The sequence below is a fragment of the Alphaproteobacteria bacterium SS10 genome (genome assembly GCA_019192455.1).
In the GTDB taxonomy this organism is placed as follows: Bacteria; Pseudomonadota; Alphaproteobacteria; order TMED2; family TMED2; genus TMED2.
The window spans coordinates 282983-306348 of the sequence record JAHCML010000003.1 but is presented as its reverse complement, the minus strand read 5'-3'; the positions used below and the strand labels follow the sequence as shown (position 1 = coordinate 306348).

General features: G+C 58.2%; 21 protein-coding genes. 11 read left to right on the top strand and 10 right to left on the bottom strand.

Annotated elements, in window-relative coordinates:
- Positions 1-193 precede the first annotated feature (193 nt).
- Complete coding sequence (locus tag KI792_01885) at positions 194-1021, top strand: hypothetical protein (GenBank protein ID MBV6631765.1); 828 nt, start codon at positions 194-196, stop codon at positions 1019-1021.
- Positions 1022-1033: 12 nt separating this feature from the next.
- Here the strand turns inward: KI792_01885 and KI792_01880 are convergent, their stop codons facing one another.
- From KI792_01880 to KI792_01870, 3 genes are all read right to left on the bottom strand, one after another.
- Positions 1034-1945 carry a calcium-binding protein gene (locus tag KI792_01880; GenBank protein MBV6631764.1) on the bottom strand — a complete coding sequence of 304 codons (912 nt, stop codon included), beginning with the start codon at positions 1943-1945 and terminating at the stop codon, positions 1034-1036.
- An 80-nt stretch (positions 1946-2025) separates the two neighbouring features.
- Positions 2026-2550, bottom strand: a complete 525-nt coding sequence (gene msrA / locus KI792_01875; GenBank protein ID MBV6631763.1) for a peptide-methionine (S)-S-oxide reductase MsrA — start codon at positions 2548-2550, stop codon at positions 2026-2028.
- Positions 2551-2725: 175 nt separating this feature from the next.
- Entirely contained in the window at positions 2726-3541 is an 816-nt protein-coding gene (locus KI792_01870) for a hypothetical protein (GenBank protein ID MBV6631762.1), read from the bottom strand.
- Between the two features lie 181 nt (positions 3542-3722).
- On the opposite strand from KI792_01870, the gene KI792_01865 reads away from it, so the two are divergent.
- Positions 3723-4376 carry an outer membrane lipoprotein carrier protein LolA gene (locus KI792_01865; protein MBV6631761.1) on the top strand — a complete coding sequence of 218 codons (654 nt, stop codon included), beginning with the start codon at positions 3723-3725 and terminating at the stop codon, positions 4374-4376.
- On the opposite strand, the gene KI792_01860 is transcribed toward KI792_01865, so the two are convergent.
- Positions 4335-5180 (bottom strand): sterol desaturase family protein, encoded by an 846-nt coding sequence (locus tag KI792_01860; protein MBV6631760.1) that lies wholly within the window; start codon positions 5178-5180, stop codon positions 4335-4337. The two genes, KI792_01865 and KI792_01860, sit on opposite strands and share 42 nt — an antisense overlap.
- Before the next feature lie 72 nt (positions 5181-5252).
- Here KI792_01860 and KI792_01855 point away from each other — a divergent pair, with 72 nt between their 5' ends.
- The 6 genes from KI792_01855 (at position 5253) to KI792_01830 (ending at position 10291) form a co-directional block, all read left to right on the top strand.
- On the top strand, positions 5253-6095 hold the full coding sequence (locus KI792_01855) for a gamma-glutamyl-gamma-aminobutyrate hydrolase family protein (GenBank protein ID MBV6631759.1): 843 nt from the start codon (positions 5253-5255) through the stop codon (positions 6093-6095).
- A gap of 50 nt (positions 6096-6145) precedes the next feature.
- The gene (locus KI792_01850) at positions 6146-6847 is read left to right on the top strand and encodes a fumarylacetoacetate hydrolase family protein (GenBank protein MBV6631758.1); all 702 of its coding nucleotides are present in this window, start codon (positions 6146-6148) and stop codon (positions 6845-6847) included.
- Positions 6848-6874: 27 nt separating this feature from the next.
- Positions 6875-7675 carry an exodeoxyribonuclease III gene (gene xth, locus KI792_01845; GenBank protein MBV6631757.1) on the top strand — a complete coding sequence of 267 codons (801 nt, stop codon included), beginning with the start codon at positions 6875-6877 and terminating at the stop codon, positions 7673-7675.
- 4 nt (positions 7676-7679) lie between these two features.
- Positions 7680-8294, top strand: coding sequence for a histidine phosphatase family protein (locus KI792_01840; protein ID MBV6631756.1), 615 nt, complete (start codon positions 7680-7682; stop codon positions 8292-8294).
- Positions 8295-8296: 2 nt separating this feature from the next.
- Positions 8297-8875, top strand: coding sequence for a PH domain-containing protein (locus KI792_01835; GenBank protein ID MBV6631755.1), 579 nt, complete (start codon positions 8297-8299; stop codon positions 8873-8875).
- Between the two features lie 159 nt (positions 8876-9034).
- Entirely contained in the window at positions 9035-10291 is a 1257-nt protein-coding gene (locus KI792_01830) for a hypothetical protein (GenBank protein MBV6631754.1), read from the top strand.
- A gap of 21 nt (positions 10292-10312) precedes the next feature.
- Here KI792_01830 and KI792_01825 read toward each other — a convergent pair whose 3' ends face one another.
- Positions 10313-10483: a DUF1674 domain-containing protein gene (locus tag KI792_01825; GenBank protein MBV6631753.1), complete on the bottom strand. Its 171-nt coding sequence runs from the start codon at positions 10481-10483 to the stop codon at positions 10313-10315.
- A gap of 175 nt (positions 10484-10658) precedes the next feature.
- Here KI792_01825 and htpX point away from each other — a divergent pair, with 175 nt between their 5' ends.
- A complete protein-coding gene (htpX, locus tag KI792_01820; GenBank protein MBV6631752.1) occupies positions 10659-11609 on the top strand; it encodes a zinc metalloprotease HtpX in 951 nt (316 codons plus the stop codon).
- A 66-nt stretch (positions 11610-11675) separates the two neighbouring features.
- Positions 11676-13088, top strand: coding sequence for a 16S rRNA (cytosine(967)-C(5))-methyltransferase RsmB (rsmB, locus tag KI792_01815; GenBank protein MBV6631751.1), 1413 nt, complete (start codon positions 11676-11678; stop codon positions 13086-13088).
- A 9-nt stretch (positions 13089-13097) separates the two neighbouring features.
- Here rsmB and KI792_01810 read toward each other — a convergent pair whose 3' ends face one another.
- The 5 genes from KI792_01810 to KI792_01790 all read right to left on the bottom strand — a co-directional run bounded on the left by KI792_01810 (position 13098) and on the right by KI792_01790 (position 21992).
- Positions 13098-14693, bottom strand: a complete 1596-nt coding sequence (locus tag KI792_01810; GenBank protein ID MBV6631750.1) for a hypothetical protein — start codon at positions 14691-14693, stop codon at positions 13098-13100.
- Positions 14694-14878: 185 nt separating this feature from the next.
- Entirely contained in the window at positions 14879-15235 is a 357-nt protein-coding gene (locus KI792_01805) for a hypothetical protein (protein ID MBV6631749.1), read from the bottom strand.
- 131 nt (positions 15236-15366) lie between these two features.
- A complete protein-coding gene (gene gltB, locus KI792_01800; protein ID MBV6631748.1) occupies positions 15367-19980 on the bottom strand; it encodes a glutamate synthase large subunit in 4614 nt (1537 codons plus the stop codon).
- On the bottom strand, positions 19914-20405 hold the full coding sequence (locus KI792_01795; protein MBV6631747.1) for a response regulator: 492 nt from the start codon (positions 20403-20405) through the stop codon (positions 19914-19916). The genes gltB and KI792_01795 overlap by 67 nt, the downstream gene beginning before the upstream one ends.
- A 129-nt stretch (positions 20406-20534) precedes the next feature.
- The gene (locus KI792_01790) at positions 20535-21992 is read right to left on the bottom strand and encodes an NAD(P)-dependent oxidoreductase (GenBank protein ID MBV6631746.1); all 1458 of its coding nucleotides are present in this window, start codon (positions 21990-21992) and stop codon (positions 20535-20537) included.
- Between the two features lie 436 nt (positions 21993-22428).
- Between KI792_01790 and KI792_01785 the strand changes: the two genes are divergently transcribed.
- Positions 22429-23229: an undecaprenyl-diphosphate phosphatase gene (locus tag KI792_01785; protein MBV6631745.1), complete on the top strand. Its 801-nt coding sequence runs from the start codon at positions 22429-22431 to the stop codon at positions 23227-23229.
- The last annotated feature ends 137 nt before the right edge of the window (positions 23230-23366 follow it).

Genomic DNA, 23366 nt, shown 5'->3' with positions numbered 1-23366 from the left:
CCAAGCCGGGGGGCGCCCATGCGTATAATCGATACATCACACAACATTCAAAAAAGCTTCGAAACGCGAAATATTCATGCGCTTGTAGGCAGTTCTGAGGCTAGTTGAGAGACATTCTGCGCCTGCCTTTTTGAAAACTTTCTAAATGATTCGTGGCGATCGATGATGAAAGCGCGATGAAACAGAAAGATTGATGGTCAAGATGACACCGTTCACCGGTCGACATGTCTTTCTAGCGATCACCGCCGCCCTTCTCAGTGTCGGCGCCACGATCACCTTCTGGTTGGACGCAGAGACCCCAAATCTGAATGCCTCGGTACGCCATGCGCAATGGCAGATCACCAGTCAAAACAGCTGTGACAGCGTCAAGGTTGAGCAGATTGACGGCTTGGTCGTCGCATTGGCCTACAAGCCCGGACAGTTGGAAGACCTAACCGCAATCGAGTTCAAACCCTATAGCGGCGAGGACGAGCTGACGGTTTCGGCCCAGCGCTCGAACGGGCGCCTTAAGGCAAACTTTGGTGCCTCCGGCTCTGCCACCTGGTTGCATAGCGAACCAGCCTGCCGCGACGGCTTCTGTGACGTTGATATCGCCCTCTTCCCGAACCAGCTTGGCCCCTGGCTCGAGGGCTTTACGATCACCGGACGCAGTGAAGGGGCCCCGCCGCTTGCCCTTGGCGACATTCCAGGCCCGCTGCCGGCGCTATCCGGTCAGCCCGCCAGCTTCGCCAGCATTCATGCCATTCAGGATAACGATACGTTGCGGGTCACGGCCTCCCCGGCTCAAAAAGGTGATGGATCGATGCAGCTGGCTCTGGAAGCCGATGGCATGACGGACTTCAGTGCCTTTGCGCTACCAACGGATGCGTTTGGCCCAATTGACCTCAGCATTCCAATGCCAAACGCGCCCCGGTATCTGGCGATCGCTCATGTGGCGCTGGATGATGTGCGCAATCGGCGCCTCGAAAGCCGTCTGATTCTTGCCGACGATCAAGACAGTTTCTTCAGCTGCGCAGAGTAAGCGGGCGCGATATCAAATCATCACTAAGCGCGCGGATAGGCTCGCCGCGTCGATGCCAAGTACGATTACCTCACTCACACCAGTGTTGATGATGGCGCCATTCTGGGTATCAAAAACGTCGATAACCTGTTCGGCACCGACCAGATCAATCCCCGCTTCAAAATCCAAAATCAGGTCAGCGCCAACATCGCCCCTGAGCACGAAGAAGTCGGCCCCCTCGCCGCCTACCAGGGTATCGGCGCCTGGTCCACCGTCGAGCACATCATCATCGCGATTGCCAAACAGGACATCGTCATCGCGATTGCCCTGCAGAACATCGGCACCCTTGCCGCCGAACAGCCTGTCACTGCCGGCGCCACCATAAAGGAAATCATCGGCCAAATTGCCGTAAAGCTGATCACCCGCCAGATTGCCGTAGAGGACATCCACACCCTGGCCACCGAACATGGCGTCATCGCCCTGACCACCGAAAAGGAAGTCCGCATCCTGGTTGCCATAGATGATATCGGCACCGCGATTGCCATAGATCACATCACCGCCGCCATTGCCGACGATGAGGTCATTACCCTCAAACCCGAAGAAACGGTCCGGGCCGATGCTGCCCAAGAGGTCGTCATTCCCCTGTAGGGTCTGAAAGACGATATCCCCAGCCTCACCACCAACCTGATCGAATGGCAGGGTGAAATCCGTCAGCGTAAAGACGGTGCTGTTATCAACAGAGTTCAGGAGTGAGTAGCCGGTGACCAACCCATCGGGCGCACCAAGATTACTGCCGGTATAACGGTCGATATAGCCGTTGAAGCGGAGGATCTCGATCACCCCAGCATCAGCGGTCAGTAGTTCAAAATCCGGGCTATCAAGATCGACAAGACCGGTCGGGTCAAAGGCGAGCCCGGTTGGGATCACCACCGTCAATACTGTCATACCCCGCCCCCATATTAGCTCATGCTAAAGCTAACAGCAGGGCGGTATCCCCGGCAACGACTTAACAGGCAGGCGCGGGGTTAGCTGGCCAGGCTTTCGCCGGTCAGCACCCAATCGGGGCGCACCCAATGGCAGGTATAGCCATTTGGCTGCTTCACCAGATAATCCTGGTGGAAATCCTCCGCTTCCCAAAACGGTTTTGCGGCTGTGATCTCAGTCACCACCCGGCCTGGCCAGCGGCCAGAGGCGTTGACGGCTTCCGTCACCTCTTCGGCAGCCTGCTTCTGCTCATCCGTTAGGTAGAAGATCGCAGAGCGATATTGGGTGCCGCGATCATTGCCCTGGCGATCCACCGTGGTTGGGTCATGGATCTGATAGAAGAACTCGAGCAGACGACGATAGGAAAGCGCGCTTGGGTCAAAGGTGATCTCAATCGCCTCAGCGTGGTTGGTATCGCCCTTCTTAATGTCGTTATAGGTCGGGTTCTCCAGCTCGCCACCGCTATAGCCGACACGGGTGTCACGCACGCCAGGAACCTTGCGGATCAAATCCTGCATGCCCCAGAAGCAACCACCGGCCAGGATCGCTCGCTCTAACTCTGCCATGATGCTTTTCCTTATCTTTCTGTCCTCATCCCGCCAGTCGGCGGGGGATGGGCGACGGTCGTCATCCGTCGATGTCTGATACTTTAAATCGGTGTTCAGAAGACAATTTGCCAGGGTCCAGCGCCACCAAACTGGCGTCAAATAACCGTGAAAAGCCTGTAGCGCGGGCTTTCGATCAGTCGACAAACCCAAAACGCGGGGTATCAGCCTGGGGCATCCCGGCAGATAGGGTCGCGTTCATCGCATGGAAATTGTGGAAGCTGATCAGGTTATCGATCACCTCAACCGATACAAACAGCACGCAGCCATTCACATAGATGAAATTCGCCGCATTCAGCTTCGGGATGTTGTAGATCCCGGCCACGTTCACCGTGCTCACATCATAATAGATGAAGTGCTCGTCATTCAGATAGAACGTGTTGTTAAACAGATAGTTAGCCGCACCATACTCAGCCGGCCGTGTCTTCTGCACCGTCTGCAGATAGTTCTTAACCTTCTGTGATCGCTCAACCAGGCCAGCCGCCACGCGTTGATTGATGCTTTGGAAATCCTGAACCGTGAAGGAGCCTTGCATCTCCTCATTCCGGTTCATGATGCCGACACTCACCGTCGATGGAACAGCCCACTGCTCATGCACGTAGAAGCTGCTTTGATAGACAGCTGAGAAGGTGTTGTTGATCAGCTGATCGTTTAAAAACTCAGTCAGTGTCCGGGACTTACTGACCGGCAGAAATGGCTCCGGGAGGCGCAGGGCAATCGGGTGCGGGCAGCCCGCCAGATCAATCTGGTCATGGTAGTAGCTTTGTACCTGACCGGTTGCGACAGAGCCGCTGTTCAACCCCTGGGCATGGGCAAGCATGGGCACCGGTGCCGCCAGCATGCCAAGGGCACAAGCAGCCCCAGTTAGCAGCCGACCAGCGCTTTTAAACGCGCTAAACCGATCCGATTTCACCGTATCGCGGATTGTTGTCATCCGGGTTTGCCCTGTCATCAACCTGTATTCACATCATGCTGAGTGCGACCCTGCACCCAGGAATTTGCTTGATATTACCCTAGATTAAGCCACAAGTGCCTCGCTTACCACCTTTGGCTGCCTGTCGCATAATGCCGCCATATTCGGTTGGCATTGGTAGAACACTCTTTCCCGCCCCCAATTCTCAACGCCCAACGACATGACCCTATTTCGCGCTGCTATCGCCATCACACTGACCGTTCTTCTTGGCCTCACTATGGCACCCCGGGCCATGGCCGAAACTGATTGGCAGAGCCCGGATGACATCATCAGTGATGTTCAGCGCTACCTGAATGAGTTGGACACCGCGACGGCGGGGTTCGAGCAAATTTATGAGGGCGGGGAGACCGCCACCGGCACCTTCTATCTGGATCGTCCAGGACGCCTACGCTTCCAGTACGATGTGCCGAATGAGAGCTTTATCGTCGCCGATGGGACCTTCATCTATTTCTGGGATGACGACCTGAAGCAGGTCTCACAGACCACGATTGGCGACACCCTGGCCTTTGTCCTGCTGCAAGAGGATATCCGCCTCTATCACGGCGCCGACGATGAAGAGGCCCCGCGTGTTGTCGTCAGCGAAGTTCAACGCATTGATAATGAGGTCTATCTGGTTCTAGAGCTGCGCGATGATCCCGGCCGCGGCCGCCTAACCGTCATCTTCGATGCTGAACCTCTCACCCTCTCACGCTGGGTCGTGCTGGATGCCCAGGGCTTCCAGACTGAGGTGCGCCTAACCGACTGGCTCGAGAACACAGAGCTCGACCGGGATCTATTCTTTTTCTCCCGCCCCGGCTTTGGCGGGGTTGAGTGACGGCGGATGCTGTCGGCTAAACGGGCGCAGCAAGAGCTCCTTCAACGGCCGATCGCCCAGCCCCTCAACACCGATGCGCATATCCACCTGACGCTCCGTCGCGCTTCTGGTCCCGAAAATTGGATCCCAGATCGATAGGATCGTGCCGTAATTGCTGTCGGTATCCGCGCGCTTAGCATGGTGATGCACCCAGTGGATCGATGGGGTTATCAAGACCCGCGACAGGGCACGTTCAAGCTTTAGCGGCAGTTTGATGTTGGAATGCTGAAAGATCGCGGAGATCAGGACCAGCAACTCGAACACCACAACGCTGGTGAGCGGGATGCCAAGCGCTAAAACCGGCACCGCACGGGCGAAGGCTGACAGCACCACCTCACCAAAATGGAACCGAACAGCACTGGTGGTATCCAGGCGTTCATCCAGATGGTGGATCTCATGAAACCGCCAGAGGAACGGCACCTCATGGTTGAAGCGATGCCACCAATAGATCGCCATATCCAAGATTAGGATATCGAGGACCAGGCCAGTCCAACCTTGCAAGAACTCAGGCCGGACGACCGGAGACAGACTGGCGGCAAGGGCGGTTACCGGCAGCACCACCATTGGCGATAGCAACAAGTTGCCAGCCCATAGCGTGCCATTGCGCAATAGGCGACGCCAACCAAACCGCCCCTCATTCGGCGGTGCTGGCTGCCGCAACTCATCCAACGCCTTCGGTCGCCACCGCTCAAGCGTGAACAGCAGGCCAAGCCAGCCGAACACGGCGGCAACTTTTATGATGAGGAAGAGGGTGCTCTGATCCATAACTCGCATTATGTAAACAGGCATGAGGTTAGGCCAAGGCTGGCTGAAGTAGTTGTGAAGGAGTGCGGCAAGATGGCCGTTAAGCAGACACCATCAGAACAGGGTCAAGTCAGGCCAATCATTGGTATTACGACCTGTTACGAGCCAGCTAAAGATCCGGACAAGAACATGCCGGCCTGGTTCACCAAGGACCCGTATGTTGAGGCGGTGATTAAGGCGGTCGGCGGTGTGCCTGTTCTACTGCCAAGTGCCGCAACGGCGGAGGCGAGCACCATCGCCGCCCTCATTGATGGTTGGCTAGGCGCCCTGGATGGCATTCTGGTCACCGGCAGCCCATCGAATGTTGAGCCCGCCCGCTATAACGGCCCGCCCAGTGCTAAAGGCACCGAGCATGACCCGGCCCGCGATGCCTACACGCTGCCACTGATCCGTGCCGCGATTGATCGGGGCGTGCCCTTGCTGGCGATTTGCCGTGGGCATCAGGAACTGAATGTTGCCCTAGGTGGCAGCCTGCATCAGTTGCTGCATGAGGTGCCGGGCCGATTTGACCATCGTGATGACGAGAGCAAACCTTTGCCCGAGCGCTTTGGTCCCGCCCATATGGTGAAACATCGCCCCGATGGGTTCTTCCAAATCGCCATGGATTGCGACGAATCCCTGGTCAATTCACTCCATACTCAAGGCATTGATCGGCTAGCCACCGGCCTACTGGAAGAGAGCGTGGCCCCCGATGGCACCATTGAGGCTGTCTCGGTTAAGGGCGCGAAAAACTTCGCGGTTGGCGTGCAATGGCATCCAGAATGGCATTACGAAACCAGCGAGACCTCAATGGCGCTGTTCCGCGCCTTCCAACAATCCAGCATCGCCCGACATTATGAACGAACTGGCCTTGCACCGGTTGCGGCCAGTGCCTAGGCTCCCGACCTCTTCGACCGCCCGTTTCTAGGGATGCCTTGCAGGCGCTTATGACCAACCAATTCGTTTTTGACCCACCGGCCACCGTCGCGGTGCCCGTGGCCGGATCGGCGGCCCAATTCCCAATCCGCCGCATCTTCTGTGTTGGCCGCAACTATTCCGACCATGTGCGGGAAATGGGCGGCGACCCAAGCGATACGCCGCCGGTCTTCTTCACCAAGCCAGCCGATGCGGTAGTCCGGGTCGATGATAAGGGCACCACTGGCGTCGCCTATCCCCCCGGCACTGACAGCCTGCACCATGAGGTTGAGTTGGTCGTGGCCCTCAAATCTGGTGGTAGCCACATCCCAGAAGCGGACGCGCTAAGCCATGTTTATGGCTACGCGGTTGGTGTCGACATGACCCGTCGTGACATCCAAAAGCGCGCCGCCGAGGCTGGCCAGCCCTGGGATATGGCAAAGGGGTTTGACCAATCCGCCCCGCTGGGCCCAATCCAACCGATGCCCGGGCAAGACATGCCAAAAGGCGGGATCACCCTTTCCGTGGATGGTGAGTTGCGCCAAAGCTCAGATCTCGATCACATGATCTGGAAGCTGCCGCCGATCATCAGCCGCCTGTCTGCCCTCATCCATCTTGAGCCTGGCGACCTGATTTACACCGGTACGCCGGATGGCGTCGGCCCGGTCACCAGAGGGCAGACGGTCAAGGCCGCGATTGACGGCCTGCCACCGATCAGCTTCGACATCACTTAACCCCCGACGTTTAAGGACACCAAAACCATGGCGCTTCGCGTTGCCACCTGGAACATCAACTCCGTGCGTCTGCGCATCGATATGGTCACGCGTTTCCTCGCTGAGTATCAGCCGGACGTGCTGTGCCTTCAGGAAACGAAGAGCCCAGATGGCGCCTTCCCGACCGCAGCGTTTGAGGAGGCGGGCTACCCCCATCTCGAGATTGCCGGGATGAAGGGCTATAACGGCGTTGCTGTCGTTTCAAAGCATCCGTTGAGCAATGGTGAGAGCTTTGATCGCTGCGGTAAGTCAGATTGTCGGCACGTGGCCGCCAGCCTCGCCGATGGCACGGAAATCCACTCAATCTACATCCCAGCCGGTGGTGATGAGCCAGATCGGAAGAAGAACGAGAAGTTCGATCACAAGCTGAACTTCGTCACCGAGCTGACCGAATGGTTCCCGGCGAAACGCAGTACCAAGAACCCGATCATCGCGGTGGGCGACTTCAATATTGCACCGCTGGAAACCGATGTTTGGTCACATAAACAACTGCTGAACGTGGTTAGCCACACACCGATTGAGGTTGAGCATCTGGACAAGATGCAGGCCAGCTTCAAATGGCACGACGCAGTTCGCGGCTATCTGGGTGAGGAAGATAAAATCTATTCCTGGTGGAGCTACCGCGCACGGGATTGGGAGGCCTCAGACCGTGGCCGTCGCCTTGACCACATTTGGGTGACCCCGCCACTTGCGGACAAGGTAACCAACGCCGAAATCTTAAAGCCGATCCGTGGCTGGGAACCAAAACCATCCGACCACTGCCCCGTGATGATCGATTTGGACGTTTGATCGGATGGCAGGCACCAAGGTTGTTATCTGCCGTCATGGGCCGACCAACTGGAACCGCACTGGCCGGGTTCAGGGCCATCGCGACGTCCCCCTGTCTGACCACGGTCGACAGCTTATCCGTGGCTGGCAGCTACCTACCAGTGAGCCAATCACTGCCTGGTGGTCGAGCCCCCTGATCCGGGCTGTTGAGACGGCTAACCGCCTCGGTGCCCAGAACCTCAAAACCGATGACCGCTTGATTGAGGGAGATTGGGGTGATTGGGATGGCCAACGCCTCGCTGATATCCGTGCCGCTATCCCCGATGTGATGGAAAAACTGGAAGCCAAGGGCCTTGACTTCCTGCCACCGAATGGTGAGAGCCCACGTATGGCGCGCGACCGCCTGGCCGCCTTCCTCACCGACATGGCCGGAACTGACGGCACCGTTGCGGTCGTTTGCCATAAGGGGGTGATGCGTGCCCTCTACAGCCTCGCCGTTGATTGGGACATGACCCACGACCCGGCGGACAAGCTGCGCGATGCTTGCTGCCATCTCTATGAGCTGGATGCCGGTGGCCACCCGACCATCCTGCAATTGAACATCCCATTGGCCCCAAATGCTGAGAAGCAGGCCTGGTGACCTTGGCTGACGACGATCAAAACTACTGGCCAGCGGCACTGGAGAACCTCAGCTATGACCGGGTTTCCATTACCGGGGATCTAGTCCGTGGGGTGTTTGGCATCGCGGCCACCTTTGGCCCCTTGCTACTGGTTCCCGATGTGCACCCGGTCTTTGTTGCCATTCTCGGCAGCCTGGGCGCCCTATTCAGCTGGTTCCTAATCCGCACGGGTATGCGCTGGCCGGTTCGGGTCGCGGTTAGCCCTAATGGGCTATCCCTGCGCAACGGGGTCGGATCGACCGAAACACTGGCCTGGCAAGATCTTCAAGCGGTCCAGCTTCGCTACTACTCAACCAGGCGTGACCGGGATGAGGGTTGGCTGCAGCTTGAGCTATCACACCGCAGCGGCCAAAAGCTAAAACTAGACAGCAATCTGGCTGAATTCGGCACGGTCGGTGAGTATGCGGCCATCGCCGCCCAGCGCCATGGGCTAACGGTGGACACCACCAGCGCCGACAACTTTTTGTTCCTCGGCGTGGCGCCACGCTGGTTAACAGACCGCACGGTTGGGGACGAAAACCCTGGCGAAACGACTACCTAAGACGACCACAAACATCGTGCAGGGCCGCAACACTCTGATGTGCGCCAAGTGGCGGCCTGCGGGTCGGCAAACACAAAGCCCCTCGTTTTTGGTACTGCTGTAGGCTACTGATAGGTGGGTCAGCCTGGTCTTAAACCCCAGTAATAAGCGCATTTTTGAATGAGTGGATTTCTGAACGGCATGAAGTCGCGCGGCAACGCAGCGCCCGGCACCGCGAGCGCGGGCGCCGATCCCATTGCCTCGGATATCCGGTTTCAAGCGCTGGACCAGCTGCCAAGTAACATTGCGATTGCGGACGCCAACACGCTTGAGATTCTGTATCTCAATCAGCAGGCGAAGCGTACGCTTGATAAGCTTCGCACTGTGATCTCACCCGAAGATGGGAAGATCACCGGCCAGTCGCTGCAGGTGCTCTATCCCAACATCGCCGCCCATGGCGCTGATCTTCAAGACCCTGACAAATTGCCGATCTCCGACCGTGCGCAGGTTGGCGAGGAATGGTTGGGCCTACGCTTATCCGCCGTGCTCGATGAGGACGGTCAGGTCGAGGCGCTGCTGATGACCTGGGCGATGATCACCAAGAATGTGCGCCACACCAATGAGTTTGAGGCGAGCATCAAGCGCATCATCGATGCGGTCGCCGATAGCGCGGGTTTCCTTCAGCGCACTGCGCTCGGCGTTAAAGAGGATGCGAGCAAGGCCAAGGATCAGGGCAATGACGCCTCTGGTTCTGCCCAGGATGCCCATGCCAACGCCCAATCGGCCGCTGTCGCTGCTGAAGAACTAACCACCTCCATCCGATCGATGAGTGAGCAGTTCCACACCTCAACTCGGCTAGTGGCCGCCGCCGTGAACCAGGGCGAGAAAACCCAGGATGTGGTCAGCAAGCTGACCGAGGCGACAGGCAAGATTGATGCGGTGGTGAAGCTGATCAATGAAATCGCCGGCCAAACCAACCTGCTGGCGCTCAACGCGATGATTGAGGCGGCGCGCGCCGGGGATGCAGGACGTGGCTTCGCCGTCGTTGCCGCCGAGGTGAAGGACCTCGCCAACCAAACCGCACAGGCGACCGAGGACATCCAAACCCAGGTTGATGCCATCCTGCGCGCAACCGAGGAAACCGTCGGCGCCATCGGTGAGATTTCCAGCCGGATTGGTGAGATTGATCAGATTACGACCTCAATCGCCGCCGCAGTTGAGCAACAATCCGCCGCGACCGCAGAGATCGCACGCTCTGTCGCCTATTCATCTGATGCCATGCGTAATGTCAGTGAGAACCTTGAGGCTGCAAATACCTCGATGGCGAGCACCAGCTCATCTGCCAAAGAGTTGCATGAGGCGTCAAACATGCTGACCGCCCAGGCAGAGGAGCTCCGCGATGTCTCGCAGAGCTATCTGGATCGCCTGAAGGTTTAGGCCGGACGCAGTACTAGCCGATCAAAAATCGGTACAGCGCCCCTTATTTTCCCAATCGCCATAACGCGTAGGCTCAGGCCCCGGTGGACCGCCGATCTCTTTCAGCTTGCGAGACTTCTTGGCCGCAGCGTCATCGGTTGTAGCCTCTTCACTAACCTGATCATTGGCGGCAGATTTGGTGTCGTCCGTCATGGGTCGTTCCAAAAATCATCGAATAAATACTGATAAATCAGCCTTGCTAGAGGATATGGCGCACGCCATGGCATTCGGCAACCGTTGAGCGAGCGGCAACGCGCCCCATATAGACGCGGGATAACGGTTGCCGCACCGCTGCCGTGACCAATGATGGAGGATGGTGGACCCAATGATGGGTTACGCAAAAACAGCAATGCTAATGGCGGGCATGACCGCCGTGTTCCTTATGCTTGGCTTTATGCTTGGTGGTGAGGGCGGCATGATTATGGCCCTTGTCTTTGCCATCGCCATGAACGGGTTTGCCTATTGGAACTCGGACAAGATGGTGCTGCGCATGTATGGCGCCCGTGAGGTTGATGAGCGTAGCGCGCCGAAACTATATGGCATGACCCGGGAGATGGCGGTTCGCGCGGGTATGCCTGTGCCGCGCGTCTATATCATCGACAATCCGCAACCAAACGCCTTCGCCACCGGTCGTAACCCCGAGAATGCTGCCGTTGCGGCCACAACCGGCCTGCTGCAACGCCTATCCGATGAGGAAGTGGCCGGCGTCATGGCGCATGAGTTGGCCCATATCGCCAATCGGGACACCCTGATCATGACGGTGACCGCAACAATCGCCGGCGCCATCTCCATGCTCGCCAACTTTGTCCTATTCTTTGGTGGGCGGGATCGGAATAGCCCCCTAGGCCCTATCGGCGTTCTTCTGGTCGCCATCCTGGCCCCGTTCGCCGCCATGATCGTGCAAATGGCAATCAGCCGATCGCGCGAGTATGAGGCAGACCGTATTGGCGCAGAGATCTGCGGAGAGCCGCGTTGGCTCGCCTCCGCCCTTCAACGAATTCAAGGTGCCGCCAGCACCATCGACTACCCGCGGGCTGAGGCAAACCCAGCGACAGCGCACATGTTCATCATCAACCCGCTGCATGTGCATGCGATGGATGGCCTGTTCTCAACCCACCCCAAAACCGAAGAGCGGATTAGCCGCCTGATGGCCATGGGCGGTGGTGGTCAGACAAAGGTTTCCAGCCAACCAAGCCGCATGGCACCCACCGCTGGACAGCGTATGGCTCAGCAGCGCTGGCGCGAGCCGCGACAACGTAAGGCAGGGCCCTGGGGCTGATCCAGCAGCCAAGTCGTTAGACTTTCGAAGGTTTAGGGTTTAAGAGCCCGGCTTATGAGACGACAAATGACAAGCCGACCGGCGCGCGAGAAGCCAGGGCGCAACCGACCGCCCCATGGCGGCCAGAAGCGTGGCCGTAGCCAGAGCAACCGTGGACCAGGCAAAGAGCCTGCGGGCCTGCCGCCACGGCTAGCGGCCATCAACCTGTTGCATCAGGTGTTGAACCAAACAGAGCCGCTGGATGACCTTCTTGATAAGGAGAAGAGCTTCACCCGGTTAAGCCCGCGAGACCGGGCGCTCTGCTATCGCTTGGTGCTGGCTGTCCTCCGCCATCTGGGCACATTGGATCTGGTAATTGAAAAATGCCTGACCAAGCCCAAGGACCTGCGTGAACATGATCTGCGTCAGATCTTGCGGATTGGCGCGGCACAGCTGCTATTCCTAGACACCCCACCGCACGCCGCGGTGGATACCTGCCTACATATGGCGGACGCGCGCAAACTTGGCCGGACCAAGGGGCTCGCCAATGCCGTTTTGCGCCGGATCGACCGGGAGCGCGAAACCATTCTTGAGGGCGCGTTGACCGGTGAGATCAACACGCCGGACTGGCTATGGGAAAGCTGGGTTGAGCAATACGGCGCCGAACAGGCCGAGGCCATCGCCGCCCAACACCGTGAACCACCCGCGATCGATATCACGGTTAAAAGCCCGGCACAGGCCACCGAACTGGCAACCAGCCTGGAGGCCGAGGCACTGCCGAATGGCAGCTTACGCCGACCGCTGGGTGGCGGGATTGATCAGCTACCCGGGTTTACCGAGGGTGATTGGTGGGTGCAAGACGCCGCCGCCAGCCTCCCAGCAAAACTGTTTGGCGATGATTTGAGCGGTAAGCGGATCGCCGATCTCTGTGCGGCACCGGGCGGTAAAGCGGCCCAACTCGCCGCTGCTGGGGCCGATGTGTTGGCACTTGATCGCTCCTCTGCGCGGCTTGAGCGCCTGCAAGAGAACATCATCCGACTAAAGCTGGATGAGCAGGTGAAAACCATGCGCGGCGATGCCCGCAGCTGGCGCCCACAAGAACCGCTCGACGGTGTCCTGCTTGACGCCCCCTGCTCTGCTACCGGCACCATCCGTCGGCACCCCGATGTGGCGTGGCTGAAAACCCCAGACGATGTCGACGCATTAGCAGAACAACAGGCAGCGATGTTGATCAATGCCATTGAGATGACAAAGCCTGGAGGGACCATCATCTACGCCACCTGTTCGCTTGAGCCCATGGAGGGCGAAGCCCAGGTAGAACGTTTACTATCCCTTGGTGCACCCATTGAAACCCAGCCGATTGAGGCGGGTTGGCAGGGTGTAACGGCGGATATGTTGACCGAAGAGGGCTGGTTGCGTGCGTTACCGAGCCATTGGCCAAACCAAGGTGGCCTCGACGGCTTCTTCGCCGCCCGGCTAACTCGGCTAGCGGATAAGTAGAAACCTAAATCAGGAAGCAATGCCCGGGCGGCGGGGTGATTCCTGCTCAGCGCCTCGGGTTGGATGCGGATCGGTTGGCGGAGCCTGATCTTTGCTGAACCGGGGCTGATCCGGATAGCGGGTGTCGTTGGCTTGCATCCATTTGGCATCACGTTCGCCGATAAGCTCTGCCCCGTCCCGGGTCAGGCGAACGATATCGCCATTGTCGACATATTTGGTTTCGATTCCCAAACGGGTCGCAATCTTGCCCAATGCTTCCTGCATTGCCGTGATCCCATGGGTTGGGATGATGGTTTTGGGCCTTAACGCCTCCAAAATGGCGTTTAAGTCCTCCTGACGGCCATGACCCTCACCAAAATCGGACCGTTTACTGTCCCGGCGCAGGTCGACACGCGCTTTTCGGTAGGCGCGCTCAACCATATCCATCTGGCGCCGATCAGCAGTGCGGAACCCCTCTGGCCAGATAACAACGTCATCTGCCGATGGCTTCCAGCCAATTAGGCGGCCATCGACAGCCTTGGCCAACGGTCCGGTCGCCGAACCATCCGTGCCACTGACAATCTGCAGTGCCTGATTGGGCTTCAGCTTCTCGGCCTCTGGGCTGCCGATCCGCATGATCTTCAGCTCTTTACCCGTCCGCTCTTCGATAAGCGCCTTAAGGTCGATGCCCGACGGGCCAAGTGTGGAGAGGTGGGTTTCGATATCCCGACCGGCATAAAGCAGGGCACGGCCGCTTTTGGCAGCTACTTCGGCCAAGCCAGCCAATTGCTCTACGTAAGAACCCAGCACGCCAAAGGTCACGCGCTTCGATGGATTATCTTCGACCACCGCGAGCGCTTCGGCACGAATGGCTTCCTCACGCTTGGCCCAGCCTTCTCTCGGTGCGCCGGTGCTATCAATGATGGCGGTATCGATACCGCGATCGCCGAACTTCCGTAAGACTTGCAGATCAGTGCCGCCGGCCACTAGCGAGGTATCATCAACTTTAAGGTCGCCCGAATGGAAATGAACCGCATCTGGGGTTTCGATCACAAAACTTAAGGCGCCAGGAATTGAGTGGGTAGCGCCCAGCACATGGATCTTCATCCGCTCGGTCACCTGCAACACATCGCCGGGCTTGATAGTGCGGTCAGCGGGTTGATCCTCGGCGGTAAGGCCGTTCTGGATCAGATTACGGGTGATCAGATGCTGGGTATAAGCCGTCGCGGCAACGGATGGGCCACTGCCCTTCGCCTTCACTTGGGGCGCCAGACCGGCAATGTGATCGGAATGGCCATGGGTTGCGAGGCGCAGCTGGATCTTTGGCGTGATCGGGTCCTGGATTTCGTCCTTGTGTGCCCCCTCATCCGCCAGATAGGGCAGGGAATTGGGCGTATCGACCCGCTCAACCTCATCACCATAGAAAGCGGAGCGGTGTAAAAGGCCAAAATCGATCTCAACCATATCCGCGCGCCAAACACCGTCGGCGTCGCGATAACGATCGATATACAGGTGGGAATTGCCCCCGACGCTATCGGCCTGATTGCCACCAGAAGGCGAGATCAATAGCTCGCCAGAGGCGCCATTGAGTGCACGTTCATCGACCGGTGGTAATTCAAAGCTCATAAAATCGTCGCGGCGGGTTCGTCCTTTTTCACGTCAGCACCATACGCGGTTGCGACGAAAGCAACGGGGTCACGGCCGGAGAAAAGCCGGGTTTCGAGAATGAACGGCAAAAGAAAACTGCATGATCGGAGGGATCATGCAGTTTCCACCTAGCTTTCCTGACGGGATTGGAGTGCTAGAAACCCTTAGAACGGTGAGGGTCGGCTTACCGGTGGTGGGCCACCCTTCTGACCTGGTGGGCCAGCGCGGTAGTAATCTTCCGCATCCGGCGGTGGCGCAGAAGCCATCGGGATCTGCTGCTCAGCCGGAACCTGATTACCGAGGCCGTTATTCGCACGCCAACGTGCCGTATCAAGTGTGTGCTGGTTCCGCTCAGCCATGCTGAGGCCGTTGGGGTCGGTTTCGCGGATGGCAGCGTCGCCAACCTTCTTGGCCGCGACAACGCCCGCGCCAACGGCAGCAAGCACGCCCAAGTCACCGGCTGTACCGCCAGTAATCTTGTTCAGCATCGCACCGACGCCGGATGATCCGAAATTTTCCATGGATAAGGCCCCCCTTATTCGCGTTAAGGGTATCCGTGGCACAATTTGGAGTCACGCTAAATTTTAGAACAATTTTAGTTAAATCTTAGGGCGACGCGTTCAGCGCAGCGCTAGACCATTGATTCTAATAATTATTCAGCGGGAATCGCCATCGGATCGGTAACCGGCACCTCAAGCTTGTTTAGCAGCTCACGCGGCACGATTTGCCAGAAATTGCCCTTCTCCCGGTCCCAATCATTGAGCAAACGACCCGCCAGTTTGGAGTGAGTCGCCTTTGCATGGGCTGAGATTAGGGTCTGCAGCTCCTGGTCATAATGCTCAACCTGCAGACGTTGCATGATGACGCTTTCATCATTGATCACCTCAGGCAGGGTTTCATCAGGATCGTAGATATAGGCCATGCCCCCGGTCATGCCGGCGGCAAAGTTCTCCCCGACCGACCCAAGGATCGCGACCTTACCCCCGGTCATATACTCACAGCCGTTGGAGCCGCAGCCCTCAACCACCGCCGTGGCGCCAGAGTTGCGGACACAGAACCGCTCACCAGCCTGGCCAGCAGCGTAGAGCTCACCCGCCGTGGCGCCGTAAAGCACCGTGTTGCCGATGATCGCATTCTCATGGCTGACCAGCGGGCTAGAGTTCAGCGGCCGCACAACGATGGTGCCGCCGGATAAGCCCTTACCCACATAGTCATTGGCATCGCCCAGCACCTCAATCCGGACGCCCTGGACGGCAAACGCGCCCAAACTTTGTCCGGCAGTCCCACGAAGTTTAACGGTTATGTGATTGGGTTTAAGGGTTTTTTGCCCAAACTGCCTGGTGATCAGTGAAGACAGGCGCGTGCCCACCGCCCGGTGCACATTGCGCACCGAATAGGCTAGCTGCAGCTTCTCACCATCTTTGAAGAGGGGCTTGGCATCCTCAACAATCTTGGCATCCAGAGTGTCCGGCACCGGGTTCCGCTCGGTCATGGTGCAGAACATTGGATTGTCACCCGGATCAGGACGGACCAGCAGCGGGTTCAAATCCAAATCATCCAGATGCGGCGCCCCCCGACTGACCTGGTGCAGCAGATCGGTTCGGCCAATCACCTCATTCAGGCTGTTCATGCCGAGGGAGGCCAGGATCTCCCGCACCTCTTCGGCGATAAAGGTGAACATGTTGACCACCTTCTCCGGCGTGCCGGTGAATTTGGCGCGCAGATCCTCATCCTGGGTACAAACCCCGACAGGGCAGGTGTTGGAATGGCACTGCCGGACCATGATGCAGCCCATGGCAATCAGGCTGCCGGTGCCGATCCCGAATTCTTCCGCGCCCATCATGGCCGCGATAACAACGTCGCGGCCGGTCTTAATCCCACCATCGGTGCGGAGCTTCACCCGGTGACGGAGGCGGTTAAGCACCAACATCTGATGCACCTCAGACAGCCCAAGCTCCCACGGGATACCGGCAAATTTGACAGATGTCTGCGGGCTAGCACCCGTCCCACCGGTATTACCGGAGATCAGGATGACATCAGCCTCGGCCTTGGCGACCCCGGCGGCGATGGTGCCAATACCTGTACGCGCAACCAGCTTCACGCAGACCTTGGCGTCTGGGTTGATCTGCTTCAAATCGTAGATCAGCTGCGCCAGATCTTCGATTGAGTAGATGTCGTGGTGCGGCGGCGGCGAGATCAGCATCACACCGGGCGTTGAGTGCCGCAGGCGGGCGATCATCTCGGTGACCTTGAAGCCGGGCAGCTGCCCGCCCTCGCCGGGTTTGGCGCCCTGGGCTACCTTGATCTCAATCTCACGACATTGGTTCAGATATTCAGCCGTCACGCCGAAGCGCCCCGAGGCCACCTGCTTGATAGCAGAGTTCCAATTGTCACCATTCTCATCGGGCTTGAAGCGCTCTGGCACCTCACCGCCCTCACCGCTATCGGATTTTGCGCCGATGCGGTTCATGGCGACGTTGAGCGTGCCATGGGCTTCTGGGCTCAAAGCACCGAGGCTCATCGCCGGGGTGACAAAACGCTTCCGCAGCTCGGTAATGCTCTCCACATCATCTATGGAAACCGGCTCTTCAATCGCCTGGAAATCAAGCAGGTCACGCAGATTGGTCGGCGGGCGGTCATTCAGGGCGTTTGAGTACTTTTTATACCCCTGATAGCTGTCCTTGGTGACGGCCGCCTGAAGCGTGTGGATCAAGCCACCTTCCCAGGCATGGCGCTCACCGCCCTTACGGTATCGGTAGAAGCCACCGATTGGCAGGGCGATAACCTCTTCATCGAATGCCTTCTCGTGCTGGTCAAAAACCTTGCGCTCAATACCGTTCAGGCCAATGCCCGAGATACGGCTGGTACAGCCGGGCAGATACTCGGCGACCAGCGCACGGGACAGGCCCAGCGCCTCAAAATTACAGCCACCGCGATAGGAGGAGACAATGGAGATGCCCATCTTGGACATAACCTTCAGCAGCCCCTCATCAATCGCCTTCTTGAACTGCTTCATACAGTCAGCGAGCGACATATCGCCGAATAGGCCACGGGCTTGACGATCGGCAATAGCCTCCTGCGCGAGATAGGCGTTCACACAGGTGGCACCGCAACCGATCAGCACGGCGAAGTAATGCACATCCATGCACTCGCCCGTCCGAACATTGAGGGAGGTGAAGGTGCGCAGGGATTGGCGGATCAGATATGTGTGAACCGCGCCGGTCGCCAGGATCATCGGCACTGGCGCCCGATCATCGGAGATATGCTCATCGGTTAGGATCACATGGGTCGCCCCCCGACGGACGGCATCTGCCGCCTCATGCCGGATACGGCCCAGCGCTTCTTTAAGCGAACCCTCAACACCCACGGGCATTGTGCAATCGATCACCACCGCCGTATCGCCCATATGCTCACGCATGGCGGCGAACTCTGCATTGGTTAGCACCGGGCTATCCAACTGTAGCAGCTCACATTGCGATGGCGACTCGTCAAGAATATTGCCTAAGTTACCTAAGCGAGTGCGCAGGCTCATCACCCGGCGCTCACGCAGGCTATCAATTGGTGGGTTGGTCACCTGGCTGAAGTTCTGCCGGAAGAAGTGATGCAGGCCACGATAGTGGTCGGACAGCACCGCAATCGGCGTGTCGTCCCCCATGGAACCGACGGCCTCTTTCGCCCCCTCAACCATGGGGTGGAGGATCATCTCCATATCTTCCATGGTGATGCCATAGGCGGTTTGGCGCCGACGCAGTTCCCCACGATCATAGTCCTGGGTTTCGCCTTTAGCGGCCTTGGCAACAAGGTCGTCAAGCTCAGTGACGTTGTTCACCCATTCGGCAAAGGGGCGGCGACCGGCCAGCTGATCCTTAAGCGCCTGATCGTACCAAAGCTTACCCTCTTGCAGATCGATACCGATCATCTCACCCGGGCCGATCTTGCCCTTGGCCTTCACGGTGGTCTCATCGACCTTCACCATCCCGGTCTCTGAGCCCATGATCAGTAGGCCATCACCGGTAATCGTGTAGCGCATCGGGCGGAGGCCATTTCGGTCCATGCCACCGATGATCCAACGGCCATCATAGGCCGCCAGCGCTGCCGGGCCATCCCAGGGCTCCATCACAGCGTTGCAATAGCTGTAGAGCGCCACATGGGCATCGGGCACCGTGTTCTTGGCGGAGTAAGCCTCCGGCACCAGCATGGATTTAACCATTGGCGCATCCCGACCAGCGCGGCACATCAACTCAAACACCGCATCCAGGGCGGCACTATCAGAGCTACCGGGGCGGATCACCGGTTTCAGGGCCGCGATGTTTTTGCCGAACACCTCATGGCTCATCCGGGTTTCATGGGCCCGCATCCAGTTGGCGTTGCCCTTCAGGGTATTGATCTCACCGTTATGGGCGAGAACCCGGAATGGCTGCGCCAAGGACCAGGTAGGGAAGGTGTTGGTGGAATAACGCTGGTGATAGAGCGCGAAGTTACTCTCAAACCGCTCATCCAACAGATCGGGGTAGAAGATGGCCAGCTGCTCAGCGAGGAACATGCCCTTGTAGATCACGGACCGGCAGGACAGGGAGCAGATGTAGAAATCATTGATACCGGCCTTGGTGACCGCATCCTCAATCTTCCGACGGATGATGTAGAGGTTGCGCTCAAACTTATCGAGATCGTTATCATCCGCGCTGTTATTCGCGATCATGATCTGCTCGATCTCAGGCCGGGTGGCATTGGCCTTCTCACCGATCACATCGATATTCACCGGCACGTGGCGCCAACCATAAATGCGGTAGCCATACTCGAGGATCTCGGATTCAACGATGGAGCGGCAGAGTTCCTGGGCGTCGTAATCGGTACGCGGCAGGAAGATCATGCCAACGGCGAGGTCGCCATCATCTGGCTTTTGACCCGAACGCTCCACCTGCTCATGGAAGAACGCCTGGGGCACCTGCACATGGATGCCGGCACCATCGCCGGTTTTACCATCGGCATCCACCGCCCCACGGTGATACAGCACCTTCAGCGCCTCGATGCCGGCGACCACCACATCCCGGCGGGGTGAGCCATCAAGGGAGGCGACAAAACCAACACCGCAGGAGGAATGCTCAAGCGCCGGGTCATAGGTATGCTGTGCCTGCAGGCGCTCGGTTTCAGCGCGCCAAGTCTCGGGCGTCCAGACGGAACCGGCAGTCACGGTAGGGCCTAGGCCCTCGCCTTGCCGTCCTGCGATTCCAGATTTGTGAGCTTTAGATAGCGTGGGTTTAGACATCGCTGCTGCAGATCCTCGCGCTTACGGTCGATATAGCGGATCAGCTTGCCTTTAACCCCGGCGGTCGAAATGGGCTTGGCGATGAAATCATCGGCACCGGCCCGTATCGCCTGGTTAACGCGCCACTCTTCTGGGAAGCCGGTAATGATGAACAGACCGATATCGCGATCCTGAAACCGCGTATCCTGTCGAACGAGGCGGAGGAAGTCGCCACCATCTAGTGGCTCCATCTCCCAATCGACCAGAATAATATCGGGCACGTTGTAGCGCATCTGTTCGAACGCCATGGCCGCATCGCTGCTGGTCTTAACCTCACCGACCCCACATCGGGTCAGCAGGCCCTTTACGATCTCAAGCATGGCTGGCTCATCATCGATGACCAATACCTTCAATGGCCGTAGATCGTAGCGTTCAATTGATTCCATAACCGTCGTCCCAATCGGAAATAGTTACTGCACCTAGAGTGAGCACTGTATTTCCCGGTGGGTAAGCGATCCGTTAATCGGCCTCCTTTCAAAATAGGTGGTTCGGGCTAAACGCCGGGTTTGCTTCAGTTATTCGGCGGCAACCAGCGGCACGGATGTGTCACCGGCACCAGCCTTAGCCTTTAAGTACTTATGCATTTGAGCAGCGGCATCGCGGCCATCGCGGATGCCCCACACAACGAGTGATGCACCACGCACAATGTCACCGGCGGCGAAAACACCATCCAGCTTGGTCATCATGGTGGTCCAGGAAATCGAGACAGTGCCCCAACGGCTAACCGGCAGATCATCAGCGCCGAACATGCCGGGCAGATCCTCTGGGTCGAAGCCAAGCGCCATAATCGCCAGATCAGCATCGATGTTGAAGCTGCTGTCTGGCACCGGCTCCGGCATCTGACGGCCCGTGGCATCGGGCATGCCGAGATGCATGCGTTGGGCACGAACCGCGCTCACCTTGTCGTCGCCGACAATCGCCTCCGGTGCTGCCAGCCACTCAAAAGTGACACCCTCTTCCTCGGCATTCATCACTTCACGTTGGGAGCCAGGCATATTCGCGCGGTTACGACGATAGAGGCAGGTGACGGCCTCAGCGCCCTGGCGCACGGCGGTGCGCACGCAGTCCATCGCGGTATCACCACCGCCGATGACCACGATCTTCTTGCTCTCAGCGTTCAGCAAGCCGCTGTCAAAATCGGCAACCTCATCACCCAAACCCTTACGGTTTGAGGCGGTTAGGAAGTCCAGGGCTGGTGTCACACCTGGCAGGCCAATACCGGGCATTGGGGCCTCACGCGGCTTATAGACCCCGGTGGCGATCAACACGGCGTCGTGCTTCTCCCGCAACCCCTCGAAAGTGACGTCGCGACCAATCTCGCAGTTGAGGTGGAAGTGGATGCCCTGGGCAACCAACTGCTCACCCCGGCGGACAACCACATCTTTCTCAAGCTTGAAGTTCGGGATGCCATAGATCAGCAGGCCGCCAATGCGGTCATAACGATCATAGACATGAACCTGATAGCCCTTGGCGCGCAGCATTTCGGCCGCTGCCAACCCGGCGGGGCCAGCACCAATGATGCCAACGCTTTGGTCGATCTCACGGCGAGGGAGGCGTGGCTTAACCCAGCCATTCTCCCAAGCGGTTTCGGTGATGTATTTCTCAACCGCGCCGATGGTGACGGCGCCATGTTGGGACTGCTCAATCACACAGTTCCCTTCGCACAGCCGATCCTGCGGGCAGATGCGGCCACAGATCTCCGGGAAGGTGTTGGTGGCGGAGGAGACCTCATACGCCTCTTCCAACCGCCCCTCGGCGGTTAGCTTCAGCCAATCCGGGATGTTGTTCTGCAGCGGGCAGTGCACCTGGCAGAAAGGCACCCCGCATTGGGAGCAGCGGTTGGACTGCTCTTCGGCCTTCTCAGCGGCGAACTCGCGGTAAATCTCACCGAAATCCTTTGCCCGCTCATTCGAGGCTCGTTTTTCGGGGGTTTCCTGGTCGGTATCAACAAAGCCAAGCATCTTGCCGGCCATGACCGATCTCCTTATTAGGTGGGTAGTGATCGCCGATCTGGGGCGACCATACCGATGTTTCCGCCACCGGCTGGGCCGGTAATTTTTGTTCGTTAGCCGGTCACCCGCAGCAATCAACGCCTTAAGGGACCGAATTCCAGCGGCCAATTTCGCCAATAGGTAAGAAATTGTGACCTTTTCTGGATTGCGTACGTTCCAGACAACCAAAAATCACGCTGCTATGCAGCATAAATCCAGCAATTAGTCTCATATCGGCCATAATACGCAGCATGCTTAAAATGCATGGCTCATTCCCGCAGCCATGCGCCAAAGAGTGGCCAAGGATGCGAGACAGGGCTTGCCCAGCCCGGCAAAACACGCTCAACAGACAGGGTGCCTCACCACTGCCGGGCCGATGCTCTCTATCCGTCCGGTTTAGACCGTCAGACCAAACACTATGCCCCTCTGGCATTTGGCCATTCTCGCCCTGATCCAAGGCATTACCGAGTTTTTGCCGATTAGCTCCAGCGCACATCTGGTGCTAGCACCCGTGGTTCTGGGCACGGCGGATCAGGGGCTCCTGGTCGATATCGCGGTCCATGTTGGCACGCTGGTCGCCGTCTGCGTCTATTTCTGGCGGGAAACGCTGCAACTGCCGGTTGGCACAGTGAAGCTGCTGGGCAAAAGCCGGAATGCGCCGGAGGCGAAGCTGGCGCTCCATGTGATCCTGGCCTCCATCCCCATTGTTATTGCCGGCTTCACCCTGCACAGCATTGCGCCTGGCGGGCTGCGGGCGATTGAGCTGATCGCCTGGTCGACCATCATCTTTGGCATATTGCTGGGCGTCGCGGATTGGATCGGCGCCAAGCGTAAGTCAGTTGGCAGTATGGACCGATTGGATGCGATTCTAATCGGCCTGGCCCAGATCCTAGCTCTGATCCCAGGCACAAGCCGATCAGGCATCACCATGACCATGGCGCGGTTCATTGGCTATTCCCGGCAAGAGGCAGCACGGTTTTCGCTACTGCTCTCAATCCCTGCGATTGGCGGTGCGGCCGTGCTGGGCGCCATTGACGTTTACCAGGCAGGTAGCTGGCGGCTGGGCCTGGACCTCGCCGTGGCAGCTGTATTGGCTGGCCTATCCGCCTTTGCCGCGATCGCGGTCATGATGCGCTGGCTATCAAAGGCTAGCTTTATGCCGTTTGTCGTCTATCGCCTGCTGCTGGGCGCGGTCTTGCTAGCCTATATCTACCTCTAGGCTTAACGCCGGATTAGCGCGGCTCTGCGTCATGCGGACTGAACGCCCCATTGGCTGCACGGTAATTTTCTAACTTCTCAACAGAATATCGCGCACGAAGTGCATAAAAGGCGCTACAGTATCAGCATAATCGCGAA